At 43.6% G+C, this 16260-nt stretch carries 13 protein-coding genes; 8 read left to right on the forward strand and 5 right to left on the reverse strand.

Going from position 1 to position 16260, the window contains the following annotated elements:
• Nucleotides 1-5 precede the first annotated feature (5 nt).
• The 3 genes from ccoN to ABS766_RS02120 are packed head-to-tail and all read right to left on the reverse strand — an operon-like array spanning nucleotide 6 to nucleotide 4906.
• On the reverse strand, nucleotides 6-2204 hold the full coding sequence (gene ccoN / locus ABS766_RS02110; protein WP_408083436.1) for a cytochrome-c oxidase, cbb3-type subunit I: 2199 nt from the start codon (nucleotides 2202-2204) through the stop codon (nucleotides 6-8).
• A gap of 2 nt (nucleotides 2205-2206) precedes the next feature.
• Nucleotides 2207-2392: a cbb3-type cytochrome oxidase assembly protein CcoS gene (gene ccoS, locus ABS766_RS02115; protein WP_408083437.1), complete on the reverse strand. Its 186-nt coding sequence runs from the start codon at nucleotides 2390-2392 to the stop codon at nucleotides 2207-2209.
• A 60-nt stretch (nucleotides 2393-2452) separates the two neighbouring features.
• Nucleotides 2453-4906, reverse strand: coding sequence for a heavy metal translocating P-type ATPase (locus ABS766_RS02120; RefSeq protein WP_408083438.1), 2454 nt, complete (start codon nucleotides 4904-4906; stop codon nucleotides 2453-2455).
• 109 nt (nucleotides 4907-5015) lie between these two features.
• On the opposite strand from ABS766_RS02120, the gene ABS766_RS02125 reads away from it, so the two are divergent.
• Nucleotides 5016-5690: a Crp/Fnr family transcriptional regulator gene (locus ABS766_RS02125; protein ID WP_408083439.1), complete on the forward strand. Its 675-nt coding sequence runs from the start codon at nucleotides 5016-5018 to the stop codon at nucleotides 5688-5690.
• A gap of 72 nt (nucleotides 5691-5762) precedes the next feature.
• On the opposite strand, the gene ABS766_RS02130 is transcribed toward ABS766_RS02125, so the two are convergent.
• On the reverse strand, nucleotides 5763-6938 hold the full coding sequence (locus ABS766_RS02130) for an FAD-dependent oxidoreductase (protein WP_408083440.1): 1176 nt from the start codon (nucleotides 6936-6938) through the stop codon (nucleotides 5763-5765).
• A 72-nt stretch (nucleotides 6939-7010) separates the two neighbouring features.
• Nucleotides 7011-7835 carry a helix-turn-helix domain-containing protein gene (locus ABS766_RS02135; protein WP_408083441.1) on the reverse strand — a complete coding sequence of 275 codons (825 nt, stop codon included), beginning with the start codon at nucleotides 7833-7835 and terminating at the stop codon, nucleotides 7011-7013.
• A 128-nt stretch (nucleotides 7836-7963) separates the two neighbouring features.
• Here ABS766_RS02135 and ABS766_RS02140 point away from each other — a divergent pair, with 128 nt between their 5' ends.
• The 7 genes from ABS766_RS02140 to ABS766_RS02170 all read left to right on the forward strand — a co-directional run bounded on the left by ABS766_RS02140 (nucleotide 7964) and on the right by ABS766_RS02170 (nucleotide 16030).
• Nucleotides 7964-9163 carry a glycoside hydrolase family 88 protein gene (locus ABS766_RS02140; RefSeq protein ID WP_408083442.1) on the forward strand — a complete coding sequence of 400 codons (1200 nt, stop codon included), beginning with the start codon at nucleotides 7964-7966 and terminating at the stop codon, nucleotides 9161-9163.
• 29 nt (nucleotides 9164-9192) lie between these two features.
• Nucleotides 9193-11058: a glycoside hydrolase family 2 protein gene (locus tag ABS766_RS02145; RefSeq protein ID WP_408083443.1), complete on the forward strand. Its 1866-nt coding sequence runs from the start codon at nucleotides 9193-9195 to the stop codon at nucleotides 11056-11058.
• A gap of 122 nt (nucleotides 11059-11180) precedes the next feature.
• On the forward strand, nucleotides 11181-12017 hold the full coding sequence (gene kduI, locus ABS766_RS02150) for a 5-dehydro-4-deoxy-D-glucuronate isomerase (protein ID WP_408083444.1): 837 nt from the start codon (nucleotides 11181-11183) through the stop codon (nucleotides 12015-12017).
• A 62-nt stretch (nucleotides 12018-12079) separates the two neighbouring features.
• Nucleotides 12080-12862, forward strand: coding sequence for a gluconate 5-dehydrogenase (locus tag ABS766_RS02155; RefSeq protein ID WP_408083445.1), 783 nt, complete (start codon nucleotides 12080-12082; stop codon nucleotides 12860-12862).
• A gap of 25 nt (nucleotides 12863-12887) precedes the next feature.
• Nucleotides 12888-13901: a sugar kinase gene (locus ABS766_RS02160; protein WP_408083446.1), complete on the forward strand. Its 1014-nt coding sequence runs from the start codon at nucleotides 12888-12890 to the stop codon at nucleotides 13899-13901.
• A 54-nt stretch (nucleotides 13902-13955) separates the two neighbouring features.
• Nucleotides 13956-14612 (forward strand): bifunctional 4-hydroxy-2-oxoglutarate aldolase/2-dehydro-3-deoxy-phosphogluconate aldolase, encoded by a 657-nt coding sequence (locus tag ABS766_RS02165; RefSeq protein WP_408083447.1) that lies wholly within the window; start codon nucleotides 13956-13958, stop codon nucleotides 14610-14612.
• Between the two features lie 35 nt (nucleotides 14613-14647).
• Nucleotides 14648-16030, forward strand: a complete 1383-nt coding sequence (locus ABS766_RS02170; protein ID WP_408083448.1) for an MFS transporter — start codon at nucleotides 14648-14650, stop codon at nucleotides 16028-16030.
• The last annotated feature ends 230 nt before the right edge of the window (nucleotides 16031-16260 follow it).

Consider the following 16260-nt stretch of genomic DNA (forward strand, 5'->3'; position numbering starts at 1 on the left):
GTAAATTATTTAGATGCGGTGGTATTAGTATTTTTTATCTTGATGTCGGTACCCAGGCGTTGCAGGTAAGCAATAAGCGCGGTAATTTCTCGGTCTTTCATCGGCACAAACTCTTCACCGCTTGCTTCGGCGGCTCTTTTGCTTGCCTCATAACTTTTTACAAAATCAGGGTCGGTATGCAGGTTCTCCTCAATTTTGGCTGACTGCGCTGCAATACTACTGTTTGCATTGGCTATATCCTCATTGGTATAAGGCACGCCCAGTTTTGCCATAACCTCCATTTTCTTTTGAATATCAGAATAATCGGCTTTTTTGTTATCAAACAGCCAGGTGTATGATGGCATGATACTGCCTTCTGATACACTTTGAGGATCCCACATGTGGTTAAAGTGCCAGTTGTCGCTATACTTACCGCCAATCCTCATCAGGTCTGGCCCGGTACGCTTACTGCCCCAAAGGAATGGGTGGTCATACACATATTCTCCCGATTTGCTGTATTCGCCATAGCGTTCTACCTCACTGCGGAAAGGACGTATCATTTGAGAGTGGCAGCCTATGCAGCCTTCGCGTATGTACAGGTCGCGCCCTTCAAGCTCCAGCGGGGTGTATGGTTTTACACTGCTTATGGTAGGTATGTTGCTTTTTACCATTATGGTAGGCACAATTTGTATTAAACCACCTATAGTTACAGCAATGGTTGCCAGTATGGTAAGCTGTATCGGCCTTCTTTCAAGCCAGCCGTGCCATTTTTCGCCTTTAAGCCTGTTTTTGCTTATGCGTTCCAGCTCAGGTGCTTCGGCAAACTCATCTTCTATAGTATGCCCTTTGCGTACCGTTTGTATAATGTTATACACTAATACCAGCATACCTATTACGTAAAGTGTACCGCCTATGGCCCTCATCCAGTACATGGGCATAATCTGTTTTACAGTTTCAAGAAAGTTACCGTATTTAAGGGTTCCGTCAGGGTTAAACTGTTTCCACATACTGGCTTGTGTAAAGCCTGCCACATACATAGGCAATGTGTACATAATAATACCCAGTGTACCTATCCAGAAATGGAAATTGGCCAGTTTTTCTGAATATAGTTTGCTTTTTGTCATTTTAGGTATCAGCCAGTATAGCATACCAAAGGTTAAAAAGCCGTTCCATGCCAGTGCGCCAACGTGCACGTGGGCAATAATCCAGTCAGTAAAATGAGCAATGGCATTTATATTTTTAAGCGAAAGCATGGGACCTTCAAACGTTGCCATACCATAACCTGTAATAGCCACTACAAAAAATTTAAGTACCGCGCTCTGGCGCACTTTATCCCAGGCGCCACGCAGGGTAAGCAAACCGTTTATCATACCACCCCAGCTTGGAGCTATCAGCATGATAGAAAATACCACACCCAGGTTTTGTGCCCAGTCGGGCAGTGCACTGTATAAAAGGTGGTGCGGGCCGGCCCAGATGTATATGAATATTAATGACCAGAAGTGTATGATAGAAAGCCTGTAAGAGTAAATAGGCCTATTAGCCGCCTTTGGCACAAAGTAGTACATTAAGCCCAAGAACGGCGTGGTTAAAAAGAAGGCCACGGCATTGTGCCCGTACCACCATTGCACCAAAGCATCCTGAACACCGGCATATACTGAGTAACTTTTTAACCCATTTACAGGTAACTCAAGGCTGTTAAAAATGTGCAGTAAAGCAACGGTTACAAACGTTGCCAGGTAAAACCAGATGGCTACATACAGGTGGCGTTCCCTCCTTTTTAGTATGGTTCCAATCATGTTAATACCAAATATTACCCATACCAGTGCTATGGCAATATCTATAGGCCATTCTAACTCAGCATATTCTTTAGAGGTGGTATATCCCAAAGGCAGGGTTATGGCTGCGGCTACTATTATTAACTGCCAGCCCCAAAAGTTGATGTTGCTGAGCACATCGCTAAACATACGGGCTTTTAGTAACCTTTGTAATGAATAGTAAATACCGGCAAAAGTTGCGTTACCTACAAAGGCAAAAATTACTGCATTAGTATGCAAGGGCCTCAGCCTGCCATAACTTAACCACGATATACCGTGGGTTAAGCCCGGAAACAGGTAAAAAGCGGCAACAAGTAACCCAACCAGCATGCCCACCACGCCAAAGACTATGGTAGCGTAGAGGAATTTTTTAACTATTTTATTATCGTAATAAAACTGCTGCATTTCCATAATTAACTGTTGTTAGCTTTTGGTTGTTCTTTTTCTGTTTTGTTCTTGGTTTCGTCGTCAAAAAGCATTCGCACTGACGGCGTATAGGCATCATCAAACTGTCCATTTTTTACAGCCCTTAAAAAGGCATATAAAAACAGCAGGGCTACAATGATGCTGACGGTGATTAATAAATAGATTACGCTCATACTTCTTAAATTTATGTTAACAAAGTTAGGGTCGTGCATTGGGATAAAACATGATATTTGTCATACCCCGGTAATTGTGTGCAATTTTTTTTCTGTAGAATATTTATAATCTGAAGTTGATGGTTTTATAGCCTTTACTTTTACTTTTTTCCGTGCGTAATAATTACTCATAAGCGTTACAAAACTCACTATGGTTATGGTGCTTAGCGGCATGATAATGGCTGCTGTAAGTGGTTTTACCCCACCGGTTACGGCAAAAGACAACCCCACAACATTATAAAGGAGCGATAGCACAAAACTCATTTTTATGGTTTTAACCGCGTTTTTAGAGTACCGGAGAAACCAGCCGAGGTTTTTAAACTGTGAGGCATCTAAAATGCCATCGCAGGCAGGGGAAAATACATTAATGTTTTCTGAAACGGATATACCTACATTGCTTTGTGCCAGCGCACCGGCATCGTTTAGCCCATCGCCCACCATCATTACATTTTTGCCCTGCTTTTGCAGGTTTTCTATATAAGCCAGTTTTTGTTCGGGCTTTTGGTTAAAAACCATTTCGGTACCTTTTGGCAATACGTCCACCAGCGCAGCACGTTCGCCTTCATTATCACCGCTGAGTATTTTTACCTCGTAGTTTGCAGATAGCATTTCAAACAGTTCCTGCATGCCCTCTCGGTAATGGTTCTCAAACACAAACCTGCCCAGGCAGCTACGGTTTAAGGCTATGTATACCGAGGTTTCGAGCGATGCCCCTGCTTCGGCACCAATAAAAGCGGCTGAACCCGCCTGCACATAAAAACCGTTTATATAACCGCTGATGCCTTTACCGGTAACCTCCTTAAAATCTTTTACCTCAAACAAACCAGCTTCGGGCAGGTAATCATACAGCCTGCGGCTTAGCGGGTGGTTACTACCGCGGAGTAACGATTTTATAAAGGCGCGTTCTTTTGAGTCTATATGTTCACCATCATAGGTTATGTTGCTTTTTTTATTGGTAGTAATGGTACCGGTTTTATCAAACACTATAGTGTCTATTTTTGCCATTTTTTCTACTACATTGGCATCTTTGAGATAGAGCTTTTTATTACCCATAATACGCAGCACATTGCCCAGTGTAAAAGGCGCGCTAAGCGCCAAGGCACAAGGGCAGGCCACAATAAGCACTGCCGTAAATATGCTGAATGCCCTGCCAAGATCTATAAACACCCAAATGCTTACCGAAATTGCCGCAATAGCCAGCAGTACAGGTGTAAAGTAGCGGCTAATGGTATCGGTAAGGGTTTTATAGTTATGCGTGTCTTTCTTGGCAAATACCTCATTGCTCCACAATTGGGTAAGGTAACTTTGCGATACCGGGGCAAGTGCCTTAACCATAATTACCGGGCCGGACTGCCGCCCGCCTGCAAAGAGTTTTTCGCCCTGCGTTTTGGTTATGGGCTCGGCTTCGCCGGTTACAAAGCTGTAATCTATTTTTGCGGTTTTATCCAGTAACACCGCATCTACTGGAATAAGCTCACTGTTACGGATGATTAGCCTGTCGCCCTTTTGCACATCATAAACCGGTACTGACTCTTCCCTGCCTTCATCGGTAACTTTGGTAACGGCAATGGGAAAATAAGACCTGAAATCGCGCTCAAAAGAAAGGAATTTATATGTTTTTTGCTGAAACAGCCTGCCCAGCAGCATAAAAAACACCAGGCCGGTAAGGCTGTCAAAAAAACCGGGACCCAGGTTAAAGGCAATGTCTATGGCGCTGCGTACAAACATTACTATAAGCCCCAGCGCAATAGGCACATCAATGTTTAGTATACCCGCACGCAGGCTTTTCCATGCTGATTTATAGTATATGCTGGCTGAGTATAAAAATGAGGGTAATGAAAGCCCGAATACGAGCCATCGGAAAAAGCCTTTGTAGCTGTCCAGCCAGTATTCTTCTACTTCAAAATATTCAGGAAAAGAAAGCAGCATGATGTTGCCAAAGCAAAAAAAGGCAATACCCAGCCGGTATATAAGGCTGCGGTCGGTTTTTTTACCCTTTCCCTCATAGTCATCAAGGCTTATATACGGCTCATAACCGATACTGCTAAGTAGTAACGCTAAATCATAAAGGCTGATTTGTTTCGGGTTAAAAACAACCCTGACCTCTTTTTTACTGAAATCTACGCGTGAACTGCTGATGCCCGCGTTTAGCCTGTTGAGGTTTTCAAGTATCCAGATGCAGGAACTGCAATGTATGTGCGGAATATATATGGAGGTAATATTGAGGTCGTCTTCATTAAACTCCAGCAACCTTGTTGCTATTTCTTTATTTTTCAGGAAGTCAAACTTTCCTGCCAGGGCTTGCGGGGTTTTACCCGGTGCGCTCTCAAAATCATAATAACATGCCAGGCCGTTTTCGCTGAAAATCTCATACACGGTTTTACAGCCCGTGCAGCAAAATGATTTATCATCAAAAACAACCTCATCTTTTTTATCTATTGCTTCGCCGCAATGATAACAGGTTTTTGTTTCCATAATCTGCTCCTAATTTTATACCTTGTACAAAATTCTTACAGGAGCACTAAAAAAAATATGATATTTATCATACAATCAATAACTTTGCATTTACTAATCATTTTTAGTTATGAGCAAATGCGAGCAATGCATTGTGCGGCAGTTCAGTTCGTTAAAAGCCCTTAATAAAGAGGAACTTATTACACTGGCTTCGTGCAAAACATCCTATACCATTAAAAGGGGCGAACCTATTTTTACCGAAGGTGAAAATGTGCAGGGTATTTTTTGCATTAAAGACGGGGTTTGTAAAATGACTAAATTAAGCGCCAACGGCAATGAGCAGATTGTAAAACTCATTTCTAAAGGGGAACTGCTTGGGCAACGCAGTATGATTAGTGATGAACCCGTGAACCTGAGCGCCATTGCCGTAGAAGATATGGAAGTTTGTTTTGTACCTAAAGCAGAAGTACTGGGCTTTTTTAACCAGAACAATAACTTTAGCATGAACGTAATGCGCACCATTTGCGGCGACCTTAAAGAGGCTGATGACCACTTGGTAACCATGGCACAGAAACCTGTAAAACAACGCCTGGCAGAAACGCTTATTTACCTTCATGAAAGTTTTGGCACCCATAACGACGGCAGCCTTAAATTAAAACTATCCCGTGAAGAACTTGCCGGTATGACGGGTACCGCAACGGAAAGTTGCATACGCCTGCTTTCTGAATTCAACAAAAAAGGACTTATCTCGCTTGAAGGCAAAAAAATAACCTTGTTAGATATAGCCGGCCTCCGCAAAGTGTAATATTTATCGGATAAAAAATCAGGTGGCATAGATACTATACCACCCCCCGATGTTTTACATAGCTAATCCAGACTACTCGCTGTGATGAGAGGCAGTAAAAAACTCCAGCATGGTATCAAGCGCGTTTTCAGATCGCAATATTTCTACAAAATCAAGGGCCTCCCTGGTGGTTTCGGCTGCCCGCACCAGCATATCCTGCTCATAAACTGCTATAGCATCATAAACAGATTTAGAGTTGTTACCTGTTAAAGCCCTGCTTAGCACCAATGCGTCCAGCATTGCCTGATTTACCCCATCGCCGGAAGGTGGTGTGCGATGCGCAGCATCGCCCAACAGCGTTACATTGGTATGCGGCTCCCAATGCTGGTTTTCAGGAAAATGATATTGTGGCCTCGGTACAAAAAAACTGTCATCCGTTTCAAAAATTTCAAGCCATACATCGCTCCATTCGGCATATCGCTCTATAAACCATTGCTTAACCTGTGCTTTATCATTAAAATCAATACCCGATGCCGCTACCCAACCTTCGGGTTCGGCAGTGGTAGTATAGGCATTAAGCGAGCCGTCGCCTTTAGAACTCAACCAAAGTGTTTTACCATTGCCCATTACAAAAACCTTCCCTCCATTAGTAAGCTCCCATAGCTTAGGCACATTTTCTTTTGCATTATAAATGGTACCGTCTACAATAGTAACACCACTGTATACCGGCTGTATACCGGTAACATATTTCCTCACTTTAGAGTTCCCTCCATCGGCAGCTATAACTAAGTCGGCATACACAGAGGTGCCGTTTTTAAAAAACACCTGCCAGCCTTCCCCATTGGGCTGCATCTCTGCAAACTGGGCATCCCACACTATAGTGCCTCGTTGCAAAGAAGCGATAAGCATATCCCGCAGAGGGCCACGGTCAATTTCAGGACGGGAGTACGGGCTGTTAAAATCCAGTAAAGACTTGCCGGAAACATGCTCATCATAAAACAGTTTACCATGCCCATTAAGTACGCGAATCTTGTCGGCACCGGGGCGGTAATTTTTTGTAAACTCATCCATGAGGTTTGCCGCACCAAGCGCTGCCAGGCCACTGTTATAATGCAAATCGAGCGTGGCGCCCTGTTGGCGTACATACTGGTCTTTGTCCCTTTCGTACACTTTTACCTGTACACCTTTTTGCTGTAATAACGTTGCAAGGGTAAGCCCGCCGGGCCCGCCGCCAATAATTGCTACCTGCTTATTTTTTAACTGTTCCATTTTTTCTTTATTTAAAATTACCCTACAAAATTGCTGTAACGGTAAAAGAAAAAATAGTAAAAAACAGCCGTTTCAGGAACTGGTTTTTTTCAATGCAGTGATGATAGCAAACCTGTCGTTCTGGTTCCTGCTGAGTTCTTTAGGGGTAACACCCGTATATTTTTTTATTTCCTTAATAAAATGATTCTGGTCGGTGTAGTCCAGTTCAGGAAAGAGCTTTCCTTTACTAATGTGGTTAAACGAAGCGCCCAGGCGCACAATACTGCAATAGGCCTTAAGGGAGAGCCCGAACCAGTCCTGAAAATAGCGGTTCATCTGGCGGCTGCTCCAGCCAGCCTGTACAGAGAGTTCTTTTACAGGCAGGGTGCCGTCTGACTCATAAATAAGTTCAAAAAGGCGTTTTTTACGGATGTCTATGGGTTTTATCAATGGCAGCAAAACTGCTGAAATCTTGTCGCAAAAAACATCAAAATCCAAAAGGTCTTCCCGGGTAATACCCCACCAGCCTTCAGGCAGGATTTCACCACTATTCAGTAACGTGCTAATGTGCCTGCCTAATATATGTTCAACCGCCGGAAGCTTAAAGTTAACCGAGAAATAAGCTGCCCCAGGCGGTATGATACCCTGCCCCGGCCCGGTATCAAGGCCACGGAGCACACAACGAAAGGCACTGCCCTGAAGCAGAAATATAACATCAACCCTGCCATCGGGCACTACTATGGTATTGTATGGCACCGCAGATGTATTTTTAAACTGTCCGTATACCGCTACAAAATCTTTGAGAGGATTTGGCGGTAACTGCATTTGCCATTCTAATGTAGGCTTTTCGTGCATAACGGTAATCTGTTGCCCTTGTTGGCTACCTGTAAAGGTAGTACTATGCTTTATGGTGTGCAAGCAGGTGCGCTGCCAGAAGTGTTATCAAACCAACAAAAACGGGCAATAACAGGCTATTACAACGATGTATTTTGAAGAATTACGTATATTGCAGGCTATAAGTTTTTACCCAAACTAAACCCAAAAACATGAAAAAACTGTACCTGCCGTTAGTTATGGCAGCCTTTGTGATGGCTTCGTGCAATAATAAGCAAAAAGAAGAAGAAGCATCTAAAACCGAAGCCCCATTGGAAGTAGCTGTAAAACAATATACACTACTTAGTGAAAAAGTGCCGCAGGGCCGTTACCCCAAAACCTACCATGCTGATAAAGATTCGCTGGAAACGAGCGATTCAGGTTGGTGGTGCAGCGGCTTTTACCCCGGTACGCTACTGTATCTTGATGAAGCCCAAAACGCACCTGAACTTAAAGAAAAAGCCCTTACAGCTCTTGAAGGGCTTAAAAAGGAACAGTATAATAAATCAACCCACGATTTAGGTTTTATGATGTATTGCAGCTTTGGCAATGCTGAAAGGCTGAACCCCCATAAAGAATATGAAGATGTGCTGATGAACAGCGCCAAATCGTTAAGTACACGTTTTGTACCAGCCGTGGGCTGTATACAATCTTGGGACAGTGCGGAATGGAACCATGCCGGCGAAAATGAAATGCCGGTAATTATAGATAATATGATGAACCTGGAACTGCTTTTCTGGGCCACAAAATTCAGTAAAGACAGTACGTACTATAAAATAGCGGTAAGCCATGCCGATACTACCATGAAAAATCATTTTAGGGATGATTACAGCTCGTATCATGATGTAGTTTACAATAAGAAAACCGGAGATGTAGTACGCAGGGTTACGGTACAGGGCGCAGCAGATGAGTCGGCATGGTCACGTGGGCAGGCCTGGGCGCTGTATGGCTACACCATGGTATACCGCGAAACCAAAGATAAAAAGTACCTGGAGCAGGCGCAGCACATAGCCGATTTTATACTGAATAACCCTAACCTGCCTAAGGATATGGTGCCCTACTGGGATTTTAATGCACCCAATATACCTGATGCATACAGGGATTCTTCGGCAGCGGCTATTATAGCCTCGGCACTTATTGAGCTGAGTACCTATACCGATGGCGATGCAACAGACACCTACAGGGAAGCCGCAGATAAAATACTTACCACCCTAAAAAGCCCCGAATACCTTGCCGCACCCGGAACCAACGGTGGCTTTTTGCTGAAACACGGCGTGGGTAACATACCCAACAAATCTGAAATTGATGTGCCACTCAGCTATGGCGACTATTATTTTGTGGAAGCCCTGATGCGTGCTGAAAGATTGAAATAAAAACCCATTTCCCAGATAAACCCAAACCCATGAAAAAACTGATTTTAATCACAATAGCCGCACTAAGCGCCATAACTGCTGCCCAAGCGCAGGATCAGCTTATTGTTAACCCTGACGGACGCAAAACCGTATCGTTAAACGGCACCTGGCATTATATAGTAGACCCTTATGATACAGGATTTTACGACTACCGTTTTAAAGAATATGCCGAAGATAATTCCGGTGCTTACTGGAATGAGAATACCCCGAAAAATGAAACCGAATGGACCGAGCACGCTTTTAAAAGCCCGTATAACATTCAGGTGCCGGGAGACTGGAACCACCAGGACCGAATGTTTCTTTATTACGAAGGCACCGTTTGGTACCAACGAAATTTTGACAAACCGCAAATGGCAAATGTGGAAGACCTGTATTTGTACTTTGGGGCGGCAAATTACGAAACCCACGTATACCTTAACGGGAAGAAGCTTGGCATGCATAAAGGGGGTTTTACACCTTTTAACTTCAAGATTCCAAAAAATGTACTAAAAGAGAAAGATAATTTCCTGGTGGTACGTGTAGATAACCGCCGCCATGCTGAAGAAGTACCTACCGTAAATACCGACTGGTGGAACTACGGCGGCATTACCCGCGATGTAAAACTGATAGTAGTGCCACAACATTTTATTCAGAAATATAATGTGCAACTTGATGTAAAACAGGATATAACCTCAGCTATTAAAAAGAAAAAATTCATCTTAACCGGGTTCGCCAAAATAACCAACCCGGCTGCTGGAGAAAAAGTTACCGTTGAAATACCGGAACTTAAAATAAAAGAGCAATATAGCGTACAGGGTGACAGCATTGCCTTTAATTTTGAAGCAAAAAAAGTAAGCCTCTGGTCTCCGGAAAACCCTAAGTTATATGAGGTAAAACTACGTTATGGCAACGAAACCATAACAGATAAAATAGGCTTTCGCACAATTGCTACCGATGGCAAAAAGATTATGCTGAATGGCAAACAGATATTCCTGAGGGGCATAAGCATCCACGAAGAAATTCCGCAGGAAATGCGCCGTGCCACAAGTAAAAAAGATGCAGAACAACTATTGGGCTGGGCAAAGGAACTGAATTGTAACATGGTACGCCTTGCACATTATCCCCACAATGAAAACATGACCCACGCTGCCGACTCCCTTGGCCTTATGGTGTGGAGTGAGATTCCCGTATACTGGACTATAGAATTCGGCAACCCGGAAGTGCTTAAAAAAGCAGAAAAACAGTTGCAGGAAATGATAACCCGCGACCGCAACCGCGCCAGCATCATTATATGGTCGGTAGGTAATGAAACCCCTGTAAGTGAAACCCGTACTAAGTTTATGAGTTCGCTTGCAAAAATGGCAAAAAAGCTGGACGCTTCAAGGTTAATTTCAGCAGCGCTGGAAGTACACCATGATAATGGCGTAAACCTTGTAGATGACCCGCTGGGGCAATATACCGATATTGTTTCGTTAAACGAATATCTTGGCTGGTACAGCGGTACTCCTGCATCCTGCCGCACCGCAAACTGGGAGGTAGCTTATAATAAGCCTTTCTTTATCAGTGAGACAGGTGCCGGCGCAAAAGGTGGCTTCCATGGCAATAAAGAAGCCCGCTTTACAGAAGAATACCAGGAATGGTATTATAAGGAGCAGGTAAATATGTTTAAAACCCGTTTCCCGGACAGTTTTAGCGGACTTTCACCGTGGATACTGGCTGATTTCCGTTCGCCAAAACGAAACAATCCGGATTATCAGGAAGGGTGGAACCGCAAAGGGCTCATAGACAATAACGGTAATAAGAAAAAAGCCTTTTATGTACTGCAGGCCTATTATAAAGAACTGGCAGAACAGGAAAAAGCAGCAAATAAAAACTAGTGAGAACAGGCTACGGAAAACGTTATAGTAATGAGTCGGGTTAAACTTACACTCCTACCCGAGTGTTTTTATACATTTGCCGTAGTACCTCTATCATATTCATAAATGCAAACTAAAAAGACATGACAAAATCAGATTTCAGGTACGCACACCATCCCGATGATGTAAAATATTATACTACTGAAGAATTAAGGGAACATTTTCTTATCCCTACCCTTTTTGAACAAGACACTATACACCTTACCTATACCATGTATGACCGCTATATTGTAGGCGGCGTACTCCCCGTTACCAAACCCCTTACACTGGAAACTATTGATGAACTTAAGTCCAATTATTTTTTAGAGCGCCGCGAGCTGGGTATCATCAACGTAGGCGGCAAAGGAAAAGTAACGGTAGACGGTACCGTATATGAGCTTAACAAAAAGGAAGCACTATATGTTGGGCGCGGCAATAAAGAGGTGATTTTTGAAGCTGCAGATGGCGAACAGCCTTATTTTTATATCAACTCTGCCCCGGCACACCATGCCTACCCTACTAAAAAAGTTGGTAAGGAAGATGCCGAAGTAATTGAACTGGGCGACCAGAAAATGGCCAACAAACGCACACTAAATAAACTAATTGTAAACAGCATAGTAGAAACCTGCCAGCTACAGATGGGGCTTACCGAGCTGCATGAGGGTAATGTTTGGAATACCATGCCGGCACATACCCATACCCGCAGGATGGAAGCCTATTTTTATTTTGACCTGCCCGAAGGGCAAACCATTAGCCACTTTATGGGTGAACCACAGGAAACACGCCATATTTTTATGCAGAAGCACCAGGCTGTTATCTCTCCTGAATGGAGTATACACTCCGGTTGCGGTACCAGTAACTACTCATTTATATGGGGCATGGCGGGTGAAAACCTTGATTATGGCGATATGGATGGCGTAACTCCCGATGGGCTTCTTTAGAATTATGGAGTTCCAATTACAAATTAAAAATTCTGGCAACAACAGGCAACCAAACAACAACTATGGAGTTATTTAGTTTACAAGGCAAAAAAGCAGTAATAACGGGAGGCACACACGGGCTGGGCATGGCTATGGCTATGGGGCTTGCACAGGCAGGCGCAGAGCTGTTAATAACCAGCACCACCCCTCAAAAACTGGAAGAGGCATTAGAATATTATAAGAGTTTTGGCTTTGCAGCATACGGCTATGTTTTTGATGTTACCGATGAAAAGGCTGCGGAAGAAAATGTGACAAAGATGATTGATGAACACGGGCAGATTGACATACTTGTAAATAATGCCGGAATTATTAAAAGGGTTATGGCTATTGATATGCCTGTGGAAGATTTCCGTAAGGTTATTGATGTAGACCTGGTGGGTGTTTTTATTATGAGCAAACTGGTAGCCAAGGGCATGATTGCACGCCGCAGTGGTAAAATTATAAACATCTGCTCTATGATGAGCGAACTGGGGCGCGATAATGTAAGTGCTTATGCCGCAGCCAAAGGCGGGTTAAAAATGCTTACACGCAATCTGGCTACAGAATGGGCAAAATACAACATTCAGGTTAATGGCATTGGCCCGGGCTATTTTGCCACAAGCCAGACTGAACCTATACGTGTAGCAGGCAACCCGTTTAACGAGTTTATTATAAACCGCACACCAAGCGGGCGCTGGGGCAACCCGGAAGACCTGGCGGGCACGGCTATATTTCTGGCATCAGAAGCCAGTAATTTTATTAACGGGCAAATTATTTATGTAGATGGTGGCATATTGGCCACCATTGGCAAACCTATGAATGAATAAGAGGTAAATCCTCAACAATAACTATATGGCAACAGGTAAAATAGTAACCTTTGGTGAAGTAATTATGCGGCTCTCGCCACCGGGATGCAACAAAATGAGGCAAAGCCACGAATTGGAATTCTTTTTCGGCGGTACCGAAATGAATGTGGGGGCCTCCCTGGCACAGTTAGGGCTACCGGTACAGCATATAAGCAATGTAAGCGATGATTTTGTAGGCGAATCTGCCATAGCCTGTATGAAGGGCTATGGTATAGATACAGCACATATTAACAAAGTAAACCATCCGCTTGGGCTGTATTTTATGGAAACCGGTAGTGGCATGCGTGCCAGCCGCATTACCTATAACCGCCTGCACGGGGCATTTGCCAATATAACGCCGGATATGGTAAATTGGGAAGAAGTGCTTGAAGGCTGTACGTTACTACACTGGACAGGTATTTCACCCGCTATTAGCGAAGGGGCTTACCAAACCCTGAAACAGGGGCTTCAGGAAGCCCTGAAAAAAGGCATTACTATAACTGCTGATCCTGCTTACCGCAGTAACCTGTGGCAATATGGCCGTAGCGGGCATGAGGTACTGGCTGAATTAGTAGGCCTGAGCACCGTATTTATTGGGGGAGTAAATGAAATTAATGAAATACTGGGTACCTCTTTCACAAAAGATGAAGAAGGTTTTATGGCTGCCGCCAAAAAAATTATGGCAGATTGCCCAAATATAACCAAAGTGTTTGACAAGATACGCACCGGTATTACTGCTTCGCACCAAAAAATATTTGGGCAATTGTGGGATGGAAAGCAATTATATAAAACCCCAGAAATTGAAATGACACAGATTGTAGACCGTATCGGCACGGGTGATGCCTATGCCGCCGGTCTTATTTATGCAATGCAAACCGGCATGGACGATGTAGACTCACTGGTATTTGCCAACGCTGCCTGCGCTGTTAAGCATACCATACACGGTGATGTAAACCTTGCCACCGTGGCCGAAATAACAGAAGTGGCACAGGGCAACCTGGACGGAAGACTTAAGAGGTAGATTTAAGTTAACACAGGCGAAAAGGCGGACTTTAGACTGGTAAAACAAAGACATATGAAAGAAGATATACTTAAGGTAATACAACAACAGGGGGTACTGCCCTTGTATTTTAATAGTGATAAATCAATTAGCATAGGCGTATTGCAGGCACTTTACCAGGCAGGCATCCGTGCGGTTGAGTATACCAACCGTGGTGAGGCAGCTTTTGATAATTTTAAGGCATTGGTACAATTACGCAATACTGAAATGCCCGATATGTTTTTAGGCATAGGTACCTTAAAAAACCGGGATGATGCAGAAAAATATACCCGGGCCGGCGCTGATTTTTTAATAAGCCCCGGTTTTGTGTCCGAAATAGCTGGATTTGCACAACAGGAAAAAATACTCTATGCTCCAGGCTGCATGACGCCTTCCGAAATTATAGCCGCTGAAAACAGCGGTGTTGGTTTTATTAAACTCTTTCCGGGCAACATGCTTGGGCCGGGCTTTATGAGTGGCATCCGTGATATATTTCCCAACCTGTTGTTTATGCCTACCGGGGGGGTTGATACCACTGCCGAAAGCATAAAATCATGGCTGGATGCCGGGGTATGTGCTGTAGGTATGGGCAGTAAGCTGGTAAGCAAATCCCTTATGGAACAAAAAGATTATGCTACTATTAAAAACAATACAAAACAAGTAATAGACATCATAAAATCTATACGGGGTTGATGGCCCTGCTTTAACCAAACCTTAAAACTTTTTCTATGAACACAAATGCTGTTATAAAACCTGTAGGTAAGTTCAGATGGACAATTTGTTCCCTGCTTTTTGCGGCCACAACTATAAACTATCTGGACAGGCAGGTGCTCAGTTTACTACAGCCGCACCTTGAAGAAATTTTTGGGTGGTCTAATACCGATTATGCTAATATTACAGCCATATTTCAGTTTGCTTATGCTATATCCATGCTGTTTGCCGGCCGTTTTGTAGACCGCCTTGGAACTAAGTGGGGCTACGGCTGGGCCATCATTATATGGTCTTTAGGTGCTATGGCACATGCTTTTGCATTACCAATGGGCAACACCATTATTACAATTTTTGGTTGGGCTGGCCTGTCGGTATTTTCAGTTTCAGTAGTAGGTTTTATGTTCAGCCGTGCACTGCTTGCTTTTGGAGAATCGGGCAACTTTCCCGCTGCAATTAAGGCTACTGCCGAATATTTCCCTAAAAAAGAACGTTCATTTGCTACAGGTATATTTAATTCCGGTGCTGGTATTGGTGCGGTATTGGCACCCCTTACCATTCCGTGGATTTATATTAACTGGGGTTGGGAAGCCGCTTTTATTATAATAGGTGTTTTTGGGTTTGTATGGCTCGGTTTCTGGCTTTTTATTTACCAGAAACCGGAAGAGCAGCCCCGCCTTTCTGCCGAAGAGTTTGAATACATCAACAGCGATAAAGAAGACGAGGCAACATTGCCGGTAGTAAAAAAAGAGAATGAAAAAGTATCATGGTTCCGACTGTTGGGCTATCGCCAAACCTGGGCTTTTACATTTGGTAAATTTATGACAGATGGTGTTTGGTGGTTCTTCCTGTTTTGGCTGCCTGCTTACCTTAAAGCACAGTATAATGTGGTGGACGAGGGCGTAATGCTTCCCCTCGCTTTGCTATATGCCATTTCTATGGCAGGAAGCGTGGCCGGCGGATGGCTGCCTGTTATTTTTATCAGGAAAGGCAATAATGCCTACGAAGGGCGGATGAAAGCGATGTTATTAATAGCACTTTTCCCATTGGTGATACTTGTTGCACAGCCCTTAGGCGATATAACCTACTGGCTGCCCATACTGCTAATCGGCATAGGTGCTGCGGCACACCAGGCCTGGAGCGCCAATATATTTACAACGGTGTCTGATATGTTTCCTAAAAAAGCCATTGGCTCTGTAGTAGGCATTGGGGGTATGGCAGGAGGTATTGGTGGTGTTATTGTTTCTAAAACCGGAGGTGCCCTTTTTGACCATTATGAAAAACTGGGCCATATAGAAACAGGCTACACCATTATGTTTACGTTTTGTGCCCTGGCTTATCTAATAGCTTGGGGAATAATGAAGCTACTGGTACCAAAATACAAAGCCATTACTGATTTATAGTATATAATGACACGATAACAAAAAGCTCCCACTTAGGGAGCTTTTATTTTTAAGCACCTCTACCTGAACTAAATACTGGAAATTTACCTTTAGAAATGTTTTTTCTGTCAATACCGGGTATTAAGTTAGGTTTACAGATATACAGTTCTATACCTTTTTCCATACAATTCCAAGATTCTTTTTCAGGTAACTATATGCAGCAAGGAAAGTTTAACCGCTTTGATTTGAGT

The sequence above is a fragment of the Flavobacterium rhizosphaerae genome, assembly GCF_046000445.1.
Taxonomy (GTDB): domain Bacteria; phylum Bacteroidota; class Bacteroidia; order Flavobacteriales; family Flavobacteriaceae; genus Flavobacterium; species Flavobacterium rhizosphaerae.